The 18,358-nt window shown below is 34.4% G+C and carries 15 protein-coding genes and 1 riboswitch; of the genes, 7 read left to right on the top strand and 8 right to left on the bottom strand.

What is annotated here, in order from left to right:
• Window position 1: 1 nt before the first annotated feature.
• The 4 genes from KMW28_RS07805 to KMW28_RS07820 all read right to left on the bottom strand — a co-directional run bounded on the left by KMW28_RS07805 (window position 2) and on the right by KMW28_RS07820 (window position 4,996).
• Window positions 2–829, bottom strand: a complete 828-nt coding sequence (locus KMW28_RS07805; protein WP_066208589.1) for a CheR family methyltransferase — start codon at window positions 827–829, stop codon at window positions 2–4.
• A 107-nt stretch (window positions 830–936) separates the two neighbouring features.
• Window positions 937–1,119: a hypothetical protein gene (locus KMW28_RS07810; protein ID WP_066208587.1), complete on the bottom strand. Its 183-nt coding sequence runs from the start codon at window positions 1,117–1,119 to the stop codon at window positions 937–939.
• Between the two features lie 77 nt (window positions 1,120–1,196).
• Entirely contained in the window at window positions 1,197–2,237 is a 1,041-nt protein-coding gene (gene metX / locus KMW28_RS07815; RefSeq protein WP_169664697.1) for a homoserine O-acetyltransferase MetX, read from the bottom strand.
• Window positions 2,238–2,360: 123 nt separating this feature from the next.
• Window positions 2,361–2,467: riboswitch (SAM riboswitch) on the bottom strand.
• A 123-nt stretch (window positions 2,468–2,590) separates the two neighbouring features.
• Window positions 2,591–4,996, bottom strand: coding sequence for a TonB-dependent receptor (locus KMW28_RS07820; protein ID WP_169664696.1), 2,406 nt, complete (start codon window positions 4,994–4,996; stop codon window positions 2,591–2,593).
• A 317-nt stretch (window positions 4,997–5,313) separates the two neighbouring features.
• Here KMW28_RS07820 and KMW28_RS07825 point away from each other — a divergent pair, with 317 nt between their 5' ends.
• The 7 genes from KMW28_RS07825 (at window position 5,314) to KMW28_RS07855 (ending at window position 15,205) form a co-directional block, all read left to right on the top strand.
• Window positions 5,314–5,691 (top strand): MmcQ/YjbR family DNA-binding protein, encoded by a 378-nt coding sequence (locus KMW28_RS07825; protein ID WP_317171260.1) that lies wholly within the window; start codon window positions 5,314–5,316, stop codon window positions 5,689–5,691.
• 156 nt (window positions 5,692–5,847) lie between these two features.
• Window positions 5,848–7,740 carry a phosphoglycerate dehydrogenase gene (serA, locus tag KMW28_RS07830; RefSeq protein WP_169664695.1) on the top strand — a complete coding sequence of 631 codons (1,893 nt, stop codon included), beginning with the start codon at window positions 5,848–5,850 and terminating at the stop codon, window positions 7,738–7,740.
• A 730-nt stretch (window positions 7,741–8,470) separates the two neighbouring features.
• A complete protein-coding gene (locus tag KMW28_RS07835) occupies window positions 8,471–11,485 on the top strand; it encodes a SusC/RagA family TonB-linked outer membrane protein (protein WP_169664694.1) in 3,015 nt (1,004 codons plus the stop codon).
• Between the two features lie 22 nt (window positions 11,486–11,507).
• Entirely contained in the window at window positions 11,508–13,121 is a 1,614-nt protein-coding gene (locus tag KMW28_RS07840; protein WP_169664693.1) for a RagB/SusD family nutrient uptake outer membrane protein, read from the top strand.
• A 43-nt stretch (window positions 13,122–13,164) separates the two neighbouring features.
• On the top strand, window positions 13,165–14,238 hold the full coding sequence (locus tag KMW28_RS07845) for a SusF/SusE family outer membrane protein (RefSeq protein ID WP_169664692.1): 1,074 nt from the start codon (window positions 13,165–13,167) through the stop codon (window positions 14,236–14,238).
• 285 nt (window positions 14,239–14,523) lie between these two features.
• A complete protein-coding gene (locus tag KMW28_RS07850) occupies window positions 14,524–14,916 on the top strand; it encodes a DUF2147 domain-containing protein (RefSeq protein ID WP_169664691.1) in 393 nt (130 codons plus the stop codon).
• A 34-nt stretch (window positions 14,917–14,950) separates the two neighbouring features.
• A complete protein-coding gene (locus tag KMW28_RS07855) occupies window positions 14,951–15,205 on the top strand; it encodes an acyl-CoA-binding protein (RefSeq protein WP_066208568.1) in 255 nt (84 codons plus the stop codon).
• Between the two features lie 52 nt (window positions 15,206–15,257).
• On the opposite strand, the gene rfaE2 is transcribed toward KMW28_RS07855, so the two are convergent.
• The 4 genes from rfaE2 to hisF all read right to left on the bottom strand — a co-directional run bounded on the left by rfaE2 (window position 15,258) and on the right by hisF (window position 18,237).
• Entirely contained in the window at window positions 15,258–15,743 is a 486-nt protein-coding gene (gene rfaE2 / locus KMW28_RS07860) for a D-glycero-beta-D-manno-heptose 1-phosphate adenylyltransferase (RefSeq protein WP_169664690.1), read from the bottom strand.
• The gene (locus tag KMW28_RS07865; protein ID WP_066208565.1) at window positions 15,727–16,752 is read right to left on the bottom strand and encodes a lysylphosphatidylglycerol synthase transmembrane domain-containing protein; all 1,026 of its coding nucleotides are present in this window, start codon (window positions 16,750–16,752) and stop codon (window positions 15,727–15,729) included. The genes rfaE2 and KMW28_RS07865 overlap by 17 nt, the downstream gene beginning before the upstream one ends.
• Window positions 16,753–16,887: 135 nt before the next feature.
• On the bottom strand, window positions 16,888–17,238 hold the full coding sequence (panD, locus tag KMW28_RS07870) for an aspartate 1-decarboxylase (protein ID WP_066208563.1): 351 nt from the start codon (window positions 17,236–17,238) through the stop codon (window positions 16,888–16,890).
• A 237-nt stretch (window positions 17,239–17,475) separates the two neighbouring features.
• The gene (gene hisF, locus KMW28_RS07875) at window positions 17,476–18,237 is read right to left on the bottom strand and encodes an imidazole glycerol phosphate synthase subunit HisF (RefSeq protein ID WP_066208561.1); all 762 of its coding nucleotides are present in this window, start codon (window positions 18,235–18,237) and stop codon (window positions 17,476–17,478) included.
• Window positions 18,238–18,358: the final 121 nt, after the last annotated feature.

The following is an 18,358-nucleotide window of genomic DNA, read 5'->3' on the forward strand; positions in this document are numbered from 1 at the left end:
ATTATTCTTTTATTTTTTTGTAAATTTTCTCCTCGTTGTTTACAACGACAAATTTATTGGCAATATCACACCATATAAGTGACTCTTTAGATCCTATTGCTAGATTGCCATATTTGAATAAACTGTTATGAAGCTTTTTCAGTACTTCGTTTTGAAGTGTTTGATTAAAGTAAATCATAACATTTCTACAAAGAATTAAATCGAATTTAGAGAAAGGATTACCTTTGACTAAATCCTGTACTCTAAACGATACTCTATCCAATAAGTCAGGGTTTACATAATAAAACCCATCTCTTTCAATAAAATAATCTAATAATGCAGCCTTACCACCATAGCGTTCGTAATTGGATTGATTCAATTCCATATTCTTTGCACTAATAGCTGCTTTTTTTGCTCTTTGAATTATAGACTTATCAATGTCTGTTGCAATAATAGTAGCTTTATCAAGAGCGTTTGCTTCTTTTAGTAGTATACACATAGAAATAACCTCTTCACCAGAAGAACACCCTGCGTGCCAAATACTTATTTTATCATGTTCATTTAAGACCTCAGGAATGATTTCGTCTCTTAAGGAAATCCAAAAAGTAGGGTCTCTAAACATCTCTGTTACATTAACAGTAATCTCAGAAACAAATTCTTGAAAAAACTCAGGTTTATCTTTAAACCTTTTAATTAATGCATCTACGGATGAAAACTTATACAACTCAACAACTCGGCGAACTCTTCTAGTAAACGAAGACATTGCGTAATTTTTGAAATCATAATCAAAATTATCGTCTAAATATTGGGTAAGCCTTCGCAGCTCTGCAATTTCAATCTCACGTTGCATAATAATTGGTAGTAGAAGATTAAAAAATCTATAATTGGTAGAAATAATAAAAATCCTTTTTTCATGAAGTTACGAAAAAAGGATTGAAATATGATTTTTTGAAGAAATTATCTTCTTGATTTTACCAATTGAGGACAGTCTGCATGTTGATCCATTACTTCATATTTCTTTCTTTCTTTTTTGAAATAAGAAGATGATGCATTGCCATATTTGTTAGAGCAAGAAAAAGCGAAAACTCCTAACAATAATAATGCACTTGCGGATAAGAGTCTTTTAGTAATATTTTTCATGTTATTTGATGTTCATTATAGACATACATTATCCAAACGGATATACGCCAATACAAAATCAAAATGTGTGCCTAAAATTATAAGACTACTCTTTTTTTATTTTTTTGTTTGAAAAAAGCTCTGATTGCAGCAGCAATTTTATAAGTCTCCACCAAAAATCCATCGTGACCATAAAGAGAAGTGATTTCTTCATAGGTAACATTCGGGATATGTTGCGTAATAAAACGTTGCTCAGATACAGGGAATAAGACATCACTAGTAATGCCAATTACCTGTGTGTATGCTTGAATACTTTGAAGCGCCTCTTCTAAAGATTTGCGGTTTCTTCCTAAATGATGACTGTCCATAGTTTTAGATAAAGTCCAATAAGAATATGCATTAAATCTTTTAGTTAATTTATCTCCCTGATATTGTTGATAAGTAGATGCTCTGTAATTATCAACTTTATTAACGTCCTTTTCAGATTGAGTTTCTTCGTAAGTGCTGTAGTTTCTGTAAGATAACATAGCAATAGCTCTGGCAGCCTTTAGACCATTCACTCCGGCGTCATTACTTTTATCTCCCCAAGTAGGGTCAGCTTCAATGGACATTCTTTGTGCTTCATTAAATGCTATTCCCCAAGCAGAATGTTTAGAGTTTGTTGCACATATAATAAGGTTTTCCATCATTTTGGGATGCATCACTGCCCATTCTAAAGCTTGTTGTCCGCCTAAAGATCCTCCGATCAAGGTATTAATTGATTTAATGCCTAAGTGATCTCTTAGAATATTTAAAGAATTGACAATGTCTCTAATCGAAATATTTGGAAATGAACCATAAAAAGGCTCATTGGTTTTAGGGTTTATGGATGTAGGTCCTGTCGAACCATAACATGATCCTAAAACATTTACACATATAATAAAGTGATCCTTGGGGTTGAAGATAGCGTCTTCTCCAAAAAGTCCATTCCACCAGTCAAAAACATCGGCATTACCAGTAAGGGCATGACATACCCAAATGACATTGCTTTTGTCTTGGTTTAACTGACCGTAGGTGTAATATGAAAGAGTGAACCCTTCTAAACTTTCCCCAAATTCTAGATCAAATTTTTCTTTGTATGTATAATAATGCTGTTGCATTTATTGCTCTTGATTACGAATGAAATAAATGAGACACAAAAAAAGACTTCAAATAAAGCCTAAATCAAGGATACAAAGATTGGATAAGTAGTACAGAAGGCATCTTCATCACGTTCCGATATTTGCTTATAGTTCCTAAAAATTTAGGCTAGGATGTAGCACCTTTTCATTATTTATGATGGTTGCTAGAGGGTCTTTGAGCCTAGTCTCTTGCCTCTTCTTTATAAACACTTACGTCTTTAGAAGATGTAAATGGTATGCGATTTCAAAATAAATGTAGAATTTAGAAAAAAACAAACCCTTACCTCTTTATTTACGAGAAGTAAGGGAAAATGATTGTTTTTTTTGAAATATTATAATTCTACAATGATTCCGATTGAAGGTTGTAATAAACCGTTCGTTGTTTCAATAAACTTCGGAACGTATTTGCTTGGGTCGTTAGGATCTACTACAGGATTACCCATTTGATCAATTTCTGTAGTCAATATTGGCTGACCTTTCGACTTATAATTATAAATGTTTTGGATATCCAAGAAGAAATTGATACTCCACTTATTGAAATAGTAATGTTTGTCAACTCTAACATCTAATTGATGTTGTGCATCTAAACGTAACGTATTGATCTGTGAGTAATCTCTAACTCCTCTACGCTCTGCATCCCAGACTTGTCTGTCCATAGATGCGTCAACATCGTATGGAGTATAAGGAGTACCTCCAGAGTATAACCATCTAGCTCCGATTTCCCAGTTTCTTTTTAGTTTTTTACCACCAGTTAAAGATACAATGTTTCTACTATCCCAAGAAGAAGGTGCATATACATTTGGATCTGCATTGGTAAACTCTGATTGTACATATGTATAAGCTAAGATACCATAGAATCCTTTATAGAATTTTTGCTGAGCCAAGAATTCAACACCTCTTGATCTACCCAAAGAAGTACTTGTTACTGCTTCAGAACCAATTACACCAAAATCAGCACCTAAATTGGCCAAAGAGATTTGGTTATTAATTGAGTATGGATATTGATCGTATAATTTTTGGAATCCCTCAACAGTGAATTTCAAGTTCTTTTCAGGGATTTTATATTCTAAACCACCCACTAATTGTTTGTTTCGGATATAGGTTAAGTCATTTTCTTTGTTGACAAATTTGCCATCTTCTTTATATCCAAGCGTGGTATAAGTCGGTAACTGATAATAGATACCTGTATTGAAGTTTAAACTCCATCTTGGAGTGAACTGATATGAAGCTGAAAATCTAGGAGAGAACTGATCTAATAAATTACCCATAGTATCTGAGTAATCATTCGCGTCTACTCTTGCTCCTAATGATAATGTGACTTTATCACTTGCTAATTTCTTTGAAACTGTACCAAACGCTCCCCATTTATTTAAAGGAAGATTACTATCAAAAGTAATGGTCTTTAACTGATCGTCATCATAATCATATAAAGTCTGGAAAGTTTTATTGGTATATGTAGCGTATTCATAATTCACACCGTATGAGAATGTGAATCCATTATTTGTGAACGTTACACCCTCTAATCTAAATTTATTTTCTGCTTCGGTTGAGTTGTAATCGTAAATTTTTGCTTGATTTCTATCGTTGCCAGGATGTTTGAACTGATTGTTGGTTAACATATTTCGAGAAGCTACAAAAGTAAATGTTGAGTTGTCTCTAAAATGTTCGTATTTCGCCCCGATAGTATAATTCCACTGATTTTGTTCAGGTAAATTATTTAAAGTATAAACGTTTTGCTCGTAATCTTCATCTGTTGGTTCGCCAGGTGAATCTGCCAATTTAAATTGGTCGATAGCACCTAATCCTATGATTGATATTTTGTTTCTTTGATTGATGTCGTATTTATACTTTAATTGGAAGTCATTGTAAGTAGGCAAGAATGGTAATCCCAATACACTAAACAAGGCTTGTAAATAAGATTGTCTCGCTGATACAATAATTGATGATTTATCAGTTACAGGTCCCTCGAATGTAATACCAACATCCGATGTTCCTAAAATTAAGTTAGTTGTATGCTGATCTGTTCTTCCGTCTTTTTGTGAAAATTCCATCACTGATGATAAGGCATTTCCACGACCTGATGGATAGGCACCAGAATAGAATTCTACATTTTCGATAAAATCAACGTTGATCATTCCAACCGGACCACCTGATGCTCCTTGTGTAGCAAAGTGGTTGATGTTAGGAATTTCAATTCCATCCAAGTAAAAGCGATTTTCGTTAGGTGCACCACCTCTAATTAATATATCGTTTCTAAATGAAGCCGTAGATGCTACACCAGGAAGTGATTGTAAAACTCTTGAAATGTCTCTATTGGCACCAGGAGCTCTCTTTACTTCTGTTACACCAATACGCTGAACAGATACAGGACTTTCGTCAGATTTGTAAAAGCCATTGGCCACAACTTCCACTTCGTTTAGTTCTTGAGTGGAAGGTTTTAATTGAAAATTGACCTGTGCAGGTCTAGAGTTGGTGACTTCTACTTCTTGTGATGCAGGAGCGTAACCAACGTAATTGACTACAAGGTTATATAAACCTGGTTCTAAACCTTTAATTTCATAGTTACCGTTATCATCTGTTGTAGCTCCTTTTGTTGTTCCTTGAATAACTACAGTAGCGTAAGGTACGGTCTCATTTTTTGGTACCTCAGTCACCTTACCTCTAACAATGCCATTTTGAGCGAATAATGATGAGGAGATGATAAAAATGCTGAATAATGTTAGAAAACTTTGTTTCATCGTGTTTTGCTTTAGTCCAATTCATTAACACTTGTAAAGATGAATTGTTTTAGTTTAGTGTTTGTTTAAACAAATAATTTTAAAACAACACTAATTACCGATTTGAAAGTATTTGATTATGAGTATAATAAAAAGTAATCATTGATAAATAAATACAGTAATGAGTGGTCAAAAAAAATTAGAGTTCAAGTGTTAGTAAAATTAAATGCAAATTAAAGGAACTGATAGGTATTTTTGAATATTTTAAGGATTAATTTATCATTGCAATTGTCTAAATTTTTGTTGTTCAGTACATTAAAAATATATTTGATTTTTAAATGATTAAACAATTAGATTTAGCCATGAATATTGAAGATTTTAGAAATCACTGTCTTTCAAAAAATGGAGTGACAGAAGAATTTCCATTCGATGAAACCACAATAGTTTTTAAAGTAGCAGGAAAGATATTTGCACTGACAAATGTGGACTTGTTTGAAAGTGTAAGTTTAAAGTGTGATCCCGAAAAAGCATTGGAGCTTAGAGAGACGTATGCATGTGTTCGGGGAGGATATCACCTAAATAAAAAACATTGGAACACCATTGATGTCAATGCTGATATGGAGGATAATGAAATTTTAGTTTGGATAGATCATTCCTATCAACTAGTATTTGATAAACTTCCAAAGAGAGTAAAAGATACACTAATTGCTAACTAAATCTTATGTTTATTTTTTTATTTACTACAAAATGTTAATCGATTAGATTAATTTATTGCTAATTTTACAATAAATCATTAAATATTATGAAAATGTCGTCATTAAGTAATATTTTTGATTTTGCGATTGGAACAACCTAAGACAGATAATAAGATCATGGCTGACAAAACATTTTTTGTAATAGACTTCGACAGTACTTTCACAAAAGTAGAGGCATTAGACGTGCTAAGTGATATTTTATATGAAGGTACAGATAAAAAAGAAATTGTAGGGAAAAAAATTAAAGACCTTACAGATCAAGCAATGGCCGGAGAACTGTCGTTCAGAGAGGCTTTAGAACAAAGATTGGCTTTATTAGAGGCCACAAAAAAAGACGTTACTCAATTATCGAATGAGCTAAAAGAATTAGTATCAGAATCGGTAAAAAGAAATAAAGCATTTTTCTCCAACGAGACTGATAATGTTTTAATCGTATCTAGTGGCTTTAAAGACTTTATTACTCCTGTTGTTACTGAATACGGAATTAAGGAGGAAAATATTTACGCCAACACTTTTACTTACAACGATAAAGATGAAGTAACCGGTTTTGATGCTTCCAATCCTTTATCAGAACACAAAGGTAAAGTAAAGCTGATGAAAGAACTTTCGCTTGAGGGCGAGGTGGTAGTAATTGGCGACGGATATACTGACTATGAAATTAGAGAAGCAGGATATGCTAAAACATTCTTTGCTTTTACAGAAAATATAAAAAGAGAAAAAGTATTGGCTAAAGCAGATGTCGAAGCCAATAGTTTTGATGAAATACTTTTCACTATCAAACACCCTATGGCAACATCATTTCCAAAAAGTAAAATAAAAGTACTTCTTTTAGAAAATATCCATCAGGATGCTAAGGAGAGACTTATTCAAGAAGGATATCAAGTAGAACTTTTAGGAGGAGCACTTGATGAGGATGAACTTTGTGAGAAAATCAAAGGTGTTCACATCTTAGGTATCCGTTCTAAAACGATGTTAACTCGTAAAGTAGTGGAAGCTGCTGATCGTTTAATGATCGTCGGTGCATTCTGTATCGGAACAAATCAAATTGATTTAGACGCTTGTACTGAACATGGCGTTTGTGTATTCAATGCTCCTTATAGTAATACAAGATCTGTAGTAGAAATGGCGATTGGTGAAATCATCATGTTGATGAGACAAATACCAAAAAGAATGCGTCAGATGGATAGAGGAGAGTGGAGTAAGTCTGCCGGTGGATCTTTTGAGGTTAGAGGTAAGAAACTAGGTATTATCGGTTATGGTAATATCGGATCTCAGTTGTCTATTCTTGCTGAATCAATGGGTATGGACGTTTACTATTACGATGTAGTTGAAAAGCTTGGATTGGGTAATGCAACGAAATTATCTAGCCTCGATAAATTGTTAGAAATTTCTGATGTGGTATCACTTCACGTAGATGGTAGACCTGAGAACAAAATGTTCTTTAAAAGAGAGCACATTCAGAAAATGAAAAAAGGTGCTATTCTTGTTAACCTTGCAAGAGGACCAGTAGTTGAACTTGAAGCACTTCAAGAAGCATTAGAATCAAATCACTTAGCTGGTGCGGCTATCGATGTATTCCCAGTAGAGCCTAAGAATAATAACGACACGTTCGATGCTCCTGTTAAGAATATTGACAATTTGATTCTTACTCCACACATTGGTGGTAGTACTTTAGAAGCACAAGAGAATATCGCTGATTTCGTTCCTTCAAAAATGATTGAATATGTAAATACAGGTAGTTCATTCAACAGTGTGAACTTCCCTAATGTTCAATTGCCTAGATTGGAAAGTGGTCATAGATTATTACATATTCACCAAAACAAATCAGGTATCCTTGCACAGATGAACAACGTTTTTGCAAATAGAGGTTGTAACATCTTGGGTCAATACCTTAAAACAAACGAAGATATTGGTTATGTAATTACGGATATCGATCAATCATATCAACATGAACTTCTTGAAGATATGAAGAAAATTGATCATACCATTAAATTCAGAATTCTTTATTAATAGAAAGAATCCTTAAAATATTAAGAGACCACAATGGAAATGTTGTGGTCTTTTTTTATGACCTAACATTATTATGATTATTCCCTTTCATATAACTCTAAAATAACTACGGTTTTAAGTTGAAAACAGAAAAGAAATATAATGAAGTTCTAAAGTGGATTTATTGCCTTGTTAAATTAATGTTAAATGTTAAACATATTACTTTTTTGTAACTTTAATTAACATATACATCAAACGGTTGTTTAAGTGATTTTATATTATATGTTTTAATTCTAACAAAATTAAACATTGAAGTGCAAATGAAACGGGTTTCTATCTGTTAAATCGTTAATTTTTATTTATCATTATTTATATCTAACACTATTATTTAAGTGTTTATATTGCACTTGTAATCAAAGAAAACCTCTAGAAATAGGGACGATTCTTAAAGATCCTCTAACATAAAGTTAAATGAAATGTGATAACTAATTTTAAATTGTTATTTACCTAAATTTATTATTAATCTTTAAACCTAATAACCTCTTTTACGAGAATTGTTATTATCAATTTTATAATACCTTAAATTTATCCAGATAATATTTTTTCTGGGCTAAACATTATTCATAGTCTTATTCAATAGTAATATCGTTTATTGAATTCTAACATCTATAATAGTATTCAATAGTTTTTTGATAGTATGAATGGTTTTATACCATGCTGGATAAGTACACACTAATTTTATAGACCTATTATGATTAAAAATTTACTAATCACAAACAGACTCTTCGTTTGTGCACTGTTCTTTGCGTCCTTACTTTTTGTAGGGAACGGTGTTTTCGCACAATCCAAGACCGTAAAAGGTACTGTAGTCGATGAGACAGGGCAACCTTTACCGGGTGTTGCAGTAATTATTCAAGGGACTGCTAGAGGTACTACAACTGACTTTGATGGAGAATTCACTCTTGGACTAGAAGATCAGGATGAAACATTAGAGTTTAGTTATATTGGTTATGCGAAGAAGAGCGTAGAAATTGGAACTACAATTAACTTCAATATCAATATGGAAGTCGATGCTGAACAACTTGAAGAAGTGTTAGTTATCGGTTATGGTAGTACTACAAAAAAGGATGCCACAGGTTCAGTTGAAGCAGTTACAGCAGACAACTTTAACAAAGGTGCAATTAACTCACCTCAAGGCTTATTACAAGGTAAAGTAGCCGGTGTACAGATTACAACAGGTGGTGGTGCTCCAGGTTCGGGTTCAACAATCCGTATTCGTGGTGGTTCATCTCTGTCAGCATCAAATGATCCTTTGATTGTAATTGATGGTGTGCCTGTAGATAACGATGGTGTATCTGGTATGAGAAACCCATTGAATGCTATTAACCCTGCTGATATCGAATCAATGACAGTATTGAAAGATGCATCGGCAACAGCAATTTATGGTTCAAGAGCATCAAATGGTGTAATCATTATTACAACTAAGAAAGGTTCGCAAAACGATTCTTCTATCAATGTAAATTATAACGGATCAGTATCAATCAATACTTTGAATGATCAAATTGATGTTTTATCTGCGGATCAATACAGAGACATTATGTCGGGTAGACCAGGTGAGCATTTGTTAGGTGATGCTAACACAAACTGGCAAAATGAAGTGTTCAAGACATCAGTTTCAACTGACCATAACGTTGGTGTTTCTGGTAACGTGAAAGGATGGTTACCATACCGTGCATCAGTTGGTTATACACTTGATAACGGTACTTTAGAAGGTTCATCAATGGATCGTACTACTTTAAACTTAAACTTGTCCCCTAAATTCTTAGATGATCATTTATCTGTAAATGCTTCTGTTAAAGGGATGTTTGTAAACAACAAATTTGGTAATACAGATGCAATTGGTAGTGCAGTAGCTTATGATCCAACACAATCAGTTTATGATTCAAGATTCGAGCATTATGGTGGATACCATACTTGGACAAACTCAGATGATCCATTATCTGGAAGATCAGTAAACGCTCCATCTAACCCGATGGCAATGATTAACCAAAACTCTAATACTTCAACAGTAAATAGAAGTATTGGTAATGCGCAAGTAGATTATAAAGTTCATGGATTTGAAGACTTGACATTTAAAGTGAATGCAGGTTATGATTACTCATCTTCAAAAGGTGGTATTTATGAAGGTGTTGAAACATCTTGGAACGAAAATAACGGACCTGCAGGAAGTGATGATAAAGGTGGATATGTTTCTGATTATACTCAAGACAAGAGAAACGAATTATTAGATGTTTATGCGCAATACAATAAAGAAATTGGTAAGCATAAATTTGATGTGATGGGTGGTTACTCTTGGCAACATTTCTACGAAGAAGGTAGTACTTACGAAAACAACGTTTACGGAAATATTGATAATCCTATGAGATTATGGGCAACAGAGTACTATTTAATGTCATTCTTTGGTAGAGCAAACTATACTTTTAATAACAAGTACATGGCGACTGTTACAGTACGTCAAGATGGTACGTCTCGTTTCTCACAAAACAACAGATGGGGTACTTTCCCTTCATTAGCTTTGGCTTGGAAAATTAACGAAGAGCCATGGATGCAATCGGCGAATTTTGTTTCTGATTTGAAACTAAGAGCAGGTGTTGGTGTGACTGGTCAGCAAGATATTGGGCAGGGTAACTTCCCATATATGCCGACATACACAATTGGTGATGACAACTCTAAATATGGTTTCTATAACCCTAATACAGGACAATGGGAGTACATTAACACAACCCGTCCAGGTGGATATGACGAGAACATCAAATGGGAAGAGACAGTAACATATAACGCTGGTGTTGACTTTGGTTTCTTTAATGATCGTGTAACAGGTTCTGCTGAGGCTTACTACAGAGTAACTAACGATCTATTAAACGTTATTCCTGTTCCAGGTGGCTCGAACTTAACAAACATGTTGTTAACGAACGTAGGTTCAATGGAGAACAAAGGTGTAGAATTATCATTGAATACTAAGATCATTCAAAGACAAGATTTCCACTGGGACTTTGGTGTGAACGTGACATGGAACGACTCTAAGATTACAAAATTAACTACAGTTGATGACCCGAGTTACGAAGGTGTGAAAGTAGGAGGTATCGCTGGGGGTACTGGTGAAACAGTTCAAATCCACAGAGTAGGTTATGCTCCTTATTCTTTCCTTGTGTACGAGCAAATTTATGATGATGCAGGTAAGCCAATCGAAGGTGCTTATGTTGATAGAAACGGTGATGGTGTAATTGATGAAAAAGATAAGTACATCGCAGGTGATCCAATGGCGAACTTGTACTTTGGTTTCACAACTCGTTTAAGCTACAAAAACTGGGAGTTTAGTTTAGCAGGTCGTGCTCAGTTCGGAGCTCAAGTATACAATAACGTAGATTCGAACAACTCAGCTTACGATCAATTGTATGTATCAGCAAACAACAATACGAATAACGTGACTACTGATATCTACAATACAGGTTTCCAAACAAGACAGTTACACTCAGATTACTATGTTCAAGATGCTAACTTCTTGAGAATAGATAACATCATGATTGGTTATAACTTCAATAACTTCTTGAAAGGTAAATCTAACTTGAGAGTATTTGGTACAGTAAATAACCCTTGTGTATTCTCTAACTATAAAGGTATTGACCCTGAGATTCAAGGTGGTATTGACAACAATATGTACCCAAGACCAACAACTTACATGATTGGTTTTAACGTGAACTTTTAATCACCAATAACAAGAAATTAAGATGAAATTCAATTCATTTAAAAAATATATTGCAGCAGTTTCAGTGGTAGCGACTACAGCTTTCACATCTTGTCTGCACCAATTAGATACTACACCTATCGATCCAAACGTATCGACAAAAGATAATGTGTATCAAACAGTTGAAGATTATAACCAAGGTTTAGCTAAGTTATATGCTGGTTATGCAGTAACAGGACAGCAGGGACCTGATGGTGATGGTGACTTAGGTGGTATTGACGAAGGAGCATCTCAATATTTAAGAAGATACTGGGAAGCGCAAGAGTTACCAACTGATGAAGCATTAAACTGTTGGGGTGACCCCGGGCAACCTGATATGTCAACCATGTCATGGTCTTCTACAAATACATTGAACGAGGCTTTGTATTACAGAGTTATTTATCAAATCTCAATTGCCAATCAATTCATCAGAGATTGTGCAGGTGCTGAATTCGATTTGTCTCGTCAGATTGCAGAAGCTCGTTTCTTGAGAGCATATTCTTACTGGCATGCACTAGACCTTTATGGTAATGGTGTTCCAAAAGTAACTGAAGAAAACTCTGTGGGTGCAGATCTTCCTTCACCTTGGGGAGCTAAGCATAATGGTGATGAGTTATTTAAGTACATTACTTCAGAATTAGAGTCGATTATCAATAAAGATAACGAACAGCACTTGGTAGAAACAGGTGAAAGCATGTTTGGTCAAGCAAACGTAGGTGTAGCATACATGCTATTGACTAAAGTTTATCTTAATGCTCCAGTTTATTTAGATGCGGCTTTATTACCAGGCGATTATTTAGATAAAGCAGAGACATATGTAGAGCAAGTATTAAATAGATATTCATTGTCAGAAAGCAAAAAGAATAGCGTAAGTGCTTACCAATCTTTATTCTTAATGGATAACTACGAAGAAGGTAATGAAGTGATTTTTTCCATCAACTACTTCGGTAACCAAACACGTACTTGGGGTGGTATGACTTACCTAATTAACGCAGCAACAGGTGGTGGAATGGATAGAGATTACATGGGTGCACCTGGTTGGGGTGGTAACCGTGCTTTAGTATCTCTTGATAAATACTTCGACAATGTTTCTGATGAAAGAGATTTATTCTTCTATGGTGAAGGACATACTCCTGAAGTAACTAATTTCTATGAATTCAGTCAAGGTGTTCCTGTAATGAAATTCAGAAACGTAGATTCATTTGGCAACCCAGGTGATGCAACTTTTGCTGAAGTTAACTTCCCTGTATTTAGAGTAGCTGATGCTATGTTGATGCAAGCTGAAATTAAAGTCAGAAAATATGGAGAACACGATAAACAAGTGTTTACTAAACTTTGGGCAAGAGCTAACCGTCAAGGTCAAACTCCAGATATGACATTGAAAAACATTTTGGAAGAAAGAGCTAGAGAATTGTACTGGGAAGGTCACAGACGTCAGGACTTAAGAAGATTCAACTCATTTACTAAGAGTGAGCATGTTACTGCATGGCCATTCAAAGGAACGAATACTTCAACTCCTAACGGTATCAGTAATGTAGATTCGAGATACGAATTGTACCCGATTCCAGCATCGGAAATTGGCGCTAACCCTAATTTAAATCAAAACCCTGGTTATTAATAGGATCGATTAAATCGGTAAATCCTATAAAAAATATATAGTTATGAAAAGATTTTTAGCCTTAACAGTTTTAGCTGCAAGTATCTTCTCTTGTTCAACAAATGATGAACTTACTCAGATTGGAGGTAGTGATACATGGGTAGGTCCTGAAATTACACAAGGACCAGAAGATAAACTTTATGAGTTTACAGAAGAGACTCAAGAAAATGAGTTTACAACTTTAGAATGGTCATCTGCAGATTATGGTAAATCTACAGAGTACAAATACAATGTAGTTACCTCAGTCGAAGGATTCGAGAATGAGGAGATCATTACGGTGGCAACTGCAAGTGCAACATCATCGGTTTTATTGGAAAAAGAAATCAGTAAAACAGTAAATACAATTACTGGTGTAACTGATCCAAGCGATGTGAAAGAAGTAAGAGTTTCACTAAGAGTGGAATCTTATATCGGAGAAGGGCACGATAACAGCCCAAGATTATCGTCTTCAATGACAACTTTTGATGTGATCCCTTACATGGGTTACCAGCCAACATTATGGTTAGCGGGTAACTTTAACGGATGGAATCATAATGATGCCGATGTGATTAGTCATGATGATGAAAACCCTGGTAATTACACTAACATTATTTGGATGTCAGCGGAAGAAGAAGGAAGCATTATTGGTGGTAACTTTAAAGTTTCAACAATGAAAGGTTGGGATGCTACCAATTATGGTATGGGTGCTACAGAGGGTACTTTAGATCCTGAAGGTGGAGACATTCCTGTAGGTGAGCCTAATCAATATACTGTTACAGTTAATATCGACGACTTAACTTACTCATTGGTGCCAATGAGCTGGGGTATCGTAGGAGACGCAACTGGTAGCTGGGATGTTGATACTGATTTGACATTAGATCCTGCAACTTCATCTTGGTCAGTAGAAACTACTTTGACTGATGGTGAAATGAAGTTTAGAGCCAATGGTAATTGGGATTATAACCTTGGAGAAGGTGATGCTGATGGACAGTTATCAGAAGGTGGAGGAAACCTTCAAGTAACAGCAGGTAATTACAAAATTACATTGATTTTAGATCCAGCTAAAGGTACTTACACATATACCTTAAAGTCGATTTAATATTGATGTAAGTATAAAATCATAAAAACAGTTTTCCATGTTCCGATAATTTAGTAGAGTTTATAATTGGAACAATTACTTAAGCACTTATCATTTTTTGGTAAGTGCTTTTCTTTTAACCTGAATTCATTAAAAATATTTTAATCAACCCAAGGTTAGTATCAAGTAATTTGAAAACATGATTTTTGATCTCCTTTCTTTTTAAGTGAATGATTGTTTTTATAATATGGATTTAATTTGCTACTTTCATTGCGAAATAGAAATGGAAATTCTAAAATCAAAATTATGTCTGATAATCAACAAAAAAATATTGAAGGTGTTTGGCTCACTGGATTAAAGGATGCCAAAGTAGAAATTAGTATCGATGATACTGGTAAAGCTCAAGGTAAAATTGTTTGGATGTTGAGAGACAAAGAAGAGGATGGAGGTCCAAGAATTGACAAGCTTAACCCCGATACTTCAAAAAGAGAAGTTTTATTAGAAAACATGATTATTCTCTCAAATTTTGAGTACAAAGGAAAAGGTACTTGGGAGGATGGTGAAGTGTATGATCCTGATTCAGGAAAAACGTATAGTGGTTCTATTCAAAGTGCTGGACCGAATGTTTTAAAGATGAGAGGATATGTTGGAATCAAATTATTTGGAAGAACAGAATTGTGGATGCGCGATTCTATTTAATATATTATTTACACCTTAACTAATATCTATTTATATGGCTTCTGAAGCATTTAAAGACGCACAAACGAGAGTAAACAATTTACCAGAAAGACCTTCGAACGATGATTTGTTAAAGCTATATGCTTTTTTCAAACAAGCAACTGAAGGTGATGTAAACACAGAAAGACCTGGCGGTTTTGACTTTAAAGGAAATGCCAAATGGGATGCTTGGGATAAGATCAAAGGAATGTCTGCTGATGACGCAGAATCACAATACGTACTTTTAGTGAATCAGCTAGAAGGCAACTAATAAAAAAAGCAGTGAATCTAAATTCACTGCTTTTTTTTACTGTAATATCATTTTATAGACCATGTTGTCTAATTTTCTCAATAATCGATGAAGTAGAAAATCCTTCAACAAGAGTAATGGTTTCTACACTTCCTCCATTTTCCATCACTTCTTTTGCACCAACAATATTATCTATTGTATAATCAGCTCCTTTAACAAGAACATCAGGTAATAAGGTCGAGATAAGATCAAGAGGTGTGTCATCACCAAATAAGATGACCATATCAATAAATTCGAAAGCCGCGAGTAGTCTTGCTCTTGCATATTCGTTGTTGATCGGTCTTTCTTCACCTTTTAATCTTTTTACAGAAGCATCTGTGTTCAGACCCAAGATCATCTTACTTCCTTTTAAACGAGCTTGTTCAAGGTAGTCTACGTGACCTAAATGTACAATATCGAAGCATCCGTTAGTGAAGACCACTTTTTCTCCAGCTGCCTTCCATTCTTTTCTGATACGAACTGCTTCTTCTAAAGAAACGATTTTATTTTTTGAGTGCATCTTCCTGATTGATATGTTCTTCTTGTGAATGTCCTTCTTTATGATTTGCGATAAGCGTACTGATTCCACCAACAACTAAAACTAAAATGGTTTGTGAGGTGTGCATAATTAAAGCATATGATGATGCTTCTGCTTCTGCAATTCCGTAGGCAATGAGTGTTTGAGTAGCGAAAAAGTGAACGGAACCTGTTCCTCCAGGAGTTGGGATAACCATTCCAAGACCACTCATCATCATCATTACAAAACCTACACCTATTGATAAATGGGATGTGTCATCTAAAACAAAGAATACAACGTAAGACATAAAAAAGTAGCTTACCCAGATCAAAGCTGTATAGGCAATGTATATGTAGAATTCTTTACGCTCGAGTTTTAAGACAGCACGCATACCATCATAAACTCCCATAAACATGGTTTGAATCTTTCTGAATAAAGGGGTTTTCATCAAGCGTTCTCTAACTAAGTAGAGTAGAACACAAGTAACAATTAAACCAAATGCTAAAAAGCCAAGTAGGAGAAACCGTCTTTCCATTGCCTCACCCTGAGCATCAATATGAGGGGTGACCATTTCATAAAGTCTATCAAACTGACTTAGAAATGCAATGCCGAATAGAACTATAAAGACAATCATATCAACAGCTCTTTCGATCAGAACAGCACCAAAAGAAGTTTTTGCAGGAATTCCAGATAATTTTTGTAGAATACCACAGCGGAAGAATTCTCCAAATCTAGGTAGTACAGTATTTCCAGCGTAGCCACTCATTGTAGCCATAAATAAGTTCGATGGACTAGTTTTTAAATTTAGTGGCTTCAACATTAAACCCCATCTTAAGCCTCTAATATAATGACTAAATAAGGCAAAGCTAGCTGAGACAAAAAGCCATTGCCAATGTGAATTTAAGATAGTGTGTTTTATATCTCCTAAGTCTTGTCCTTTAAGTACATACCAAAGTAACGCACCGGCTAAAAAGAAGGAGAAGATATATTTAAGAATTTCTTTTAATTTCATTACGATAATGCCCTTTCTTAAAGTATACTGAAGAATTGAAAGGTTTTTTAAAAAATTTCTTCAATATAAAATAAATTTGCCAACTTAATCATAAAAAAATCAAGTTGGCAAAAATAAAATTTTATGTAAAAAGGATTAATCCTCTAGTTTATTATCATCATTAGGGAAGACCAATTTTGGTTTGTATTCCTTAGCTTTCTTTTGCTTCATAAGTGCATAAGAAATTAAAATAAGGACATCACCCACCTGAACTTTACGAGCTGCAGCACCATTTAAACAAATGATTCCGCTACCTCTTTCTCCTGTAATTACATAAGTTTCGAAGCGTTCGCCGTTGTTGTTATTAACGATCTGAACTTTTTCGCCTTCAATTATGTCGGCTGCTTCCATTAAATCCTCATCCACTGTAATACTGCCTACATAATTTAATTCGGCTTGAGTAACCTTTACTCTGTGGATTTTCGATTTTAAAACTTCAATATACATGGTTAGTGTTATTATTCTTTATGTATGATAGAGGTATTGAAAAGTAATACAAACAAATATACGAAACTTAAAAGCAGAAGTTCATTCTAAGTGCTTGATATACAATTAATAAACCTAAATTCATCAAAAGTTTGTTCTTTTTGTGGATGCAATAATAAAACAAAATTGTTAAATGAACAATCAAGATCTAATTTGATATTAACAAATTTCGTGAATGAATGTTCATCGCCCTGTAAATTAATGAGTAATTCTTACCTCGACATCATTTTCTCTTAAATGTTGCTTTAGGTCAGGAATACTGATCTCCTTAAAGTGAAAGATACTAGCAGCCAAAGCAGCATCAGCGGCATTCTGAGAGAACAAATCAATAAAATGCTCTTCTAAGCCCGCACCACCTGATGCAATCACAGGAATATTTAAACTTGTCGATATTTCCTTTGTTAATTCTATGGCAAAACCTGCTTTGGTTCCATCATGATCCATAGAAGTTAAAAGAATTTCTCCTGCTCCTCTTTCTTGGCATTCATGTACCCAAGGAATAGTTCTTAATTCAGTAGGAGTTCTACCACCTCTAACGTGTACAATATGTTCGCCATCGACATAACGAGTGTCTACTGCAACAACAATACATTGTGCACCAAATTCATTACTTAATTCATTAATTAATTCAGGTCTCTTTACGGCAGAAGAGTTGATGGAAACTTTGTCCGCACCAGCATTTAACAAAGCAGAGACGTCTTCAACTGTAGAAATACCACCACCCACAGTAAATGGAATATTTACTTGTGCAGCTACTTTCTGAACTAACTCAATTAATGTTTTTCTTTTTTCGACTGTAGCAGTAATATCAAGAAAGACTAACTCGTCTGCTCCTTGATCAGAATAGATCTGTGCTAGCTCTACAGGATCCCCTGCATCTCTTAATTCTACAAAGTTGACACCTTTCACAGTTTTACCGTCTTTGATGTCCAAACAGGGAATTATTCGTTTTGTTAGCATAAAGGTAGATTTTGGAAAAAATACAAATATAGACGAAGTTTTTAATAAACTATAGATATTTTTACTTTAATTACTTTTTGGTGATTTTATCCATTTTTTATGATGTAATTTCTATAAATAA

It is taken from the genome of Flammeovirga yaeyamensis (genome assembly GCF_018736045.1).
GTDB classification, from domain to species: Bacteria; Bacteroidota; Bacteroidia; order Cytophagales; family Flammeovirgaceae; genus Flammeovirga; species Flammeovirga yaeyamensis.

Excerpts from the sequence above, each read along its gene's own strand:
- KMW28_RS07805 (WP_066208589.1), bottom strand. The coding sequence starts at position 829 with ATGCAACGTGAGATTGAAATTGCAGAGCTGCGAAGGCTTACCCAATAT.
- KMW28_RS07810 (WP_066208587.1), bottom strand. The coding sequence starts at position 1,119 with ATGAAAAATATTACTAAAAGACTCTTATCCGCAAGTGCATTATTATTG.
- metX (WP_169664697.1), bottom strand. The coding sequence starts at position 2,237 with ATGCAACAGCATTATTATACATACAAAGAAAAATTTGATCTAGAATTT.
- KMW28_RS07820 (WP_169664696.1), bottom strand. The coding sequence starts at position 4,996 with ATGAAACAAAGTTTTCTAACATTATTCAGCATTTTTATCATCTCCTCA.
- KMW28_RS07825 (WP_317171260.1), top strand. The coding sequence starts at position 5,314 with ATGATTAAACAATTAGATTTAGCCATGAATATTGAAGATTTTAGAAAT.
- serA (WP_169664695.1), top strand. The coding sequence starts at position 5,848 with ATGGCTGACAAAACATTTTTTGTAATAGACTTCGACAGTACTTTCACA.
- KMW28_RS07835 (WP_169664694.1), top strand. The coding sequence starts at position 8,471 with ATGATTAAAAATTTACTAATCACAAACAGACTCTTCGTTTGTGCACTG.
- KMW28_RS07840 (WP_169664693.1), top strand. The coding sequence starts at position 11,508 with ATGAAATTCAATTCATTTAAAAAATATATTGCAGCAGTTTCAGTGGTA.
- KMW28_RS07845 (WP_169664692.1), top strand. The coding sequence starts at position 13,165 with ATGAAAAGATTTTTAGCCTTAACAGTTTTAGCTGCAAGTATCTTCTCT.
- KMW28_RS07850 (WP_169664691.1), top strand. The coding sequence starts at position 14,524 with ATGTCTGATAATCAACAAAAAAATATTGAAGGTGTTTGGCTCACTGGA.
- KMW28_RS07855 (WP_066208568.1), top strand. The coding sequence starts at position 14,951 with ATGGCTTCTGAAGCATTTAAAGACGCACAAACGAGAGTAAACAATTTA.
- rfaE2 (WP_169664690.1), bottom strand. The coding sequence starts at position 15,743 with ATGCACTCAAAAAATAAAATCGTTTCTTTAGAAGAAGCAGTTCGTATC.
- KMW28_RS07865 (WP_066208565.1), bottom strand. The coding sequence starts at position 16,752 with ATGAAATTAAAAGAAATTCTTAAATATATCTTCTCCTTCTTTTTAGCC.
- panD (WP_066208563.1), bottom strand. The coding sequence starts at position 17,238 with ATGTATATTGAAGTTTTAAAATCGAAAATCCACAGAGTAAAGGTTACT.
- hisF (WP_066208561.1), bottom strand. The coding sequence starts at position 18,237 with ATGCTAACAAAACGAATAATTCCCTGTTTGGACATCAAAGACGGTAAA.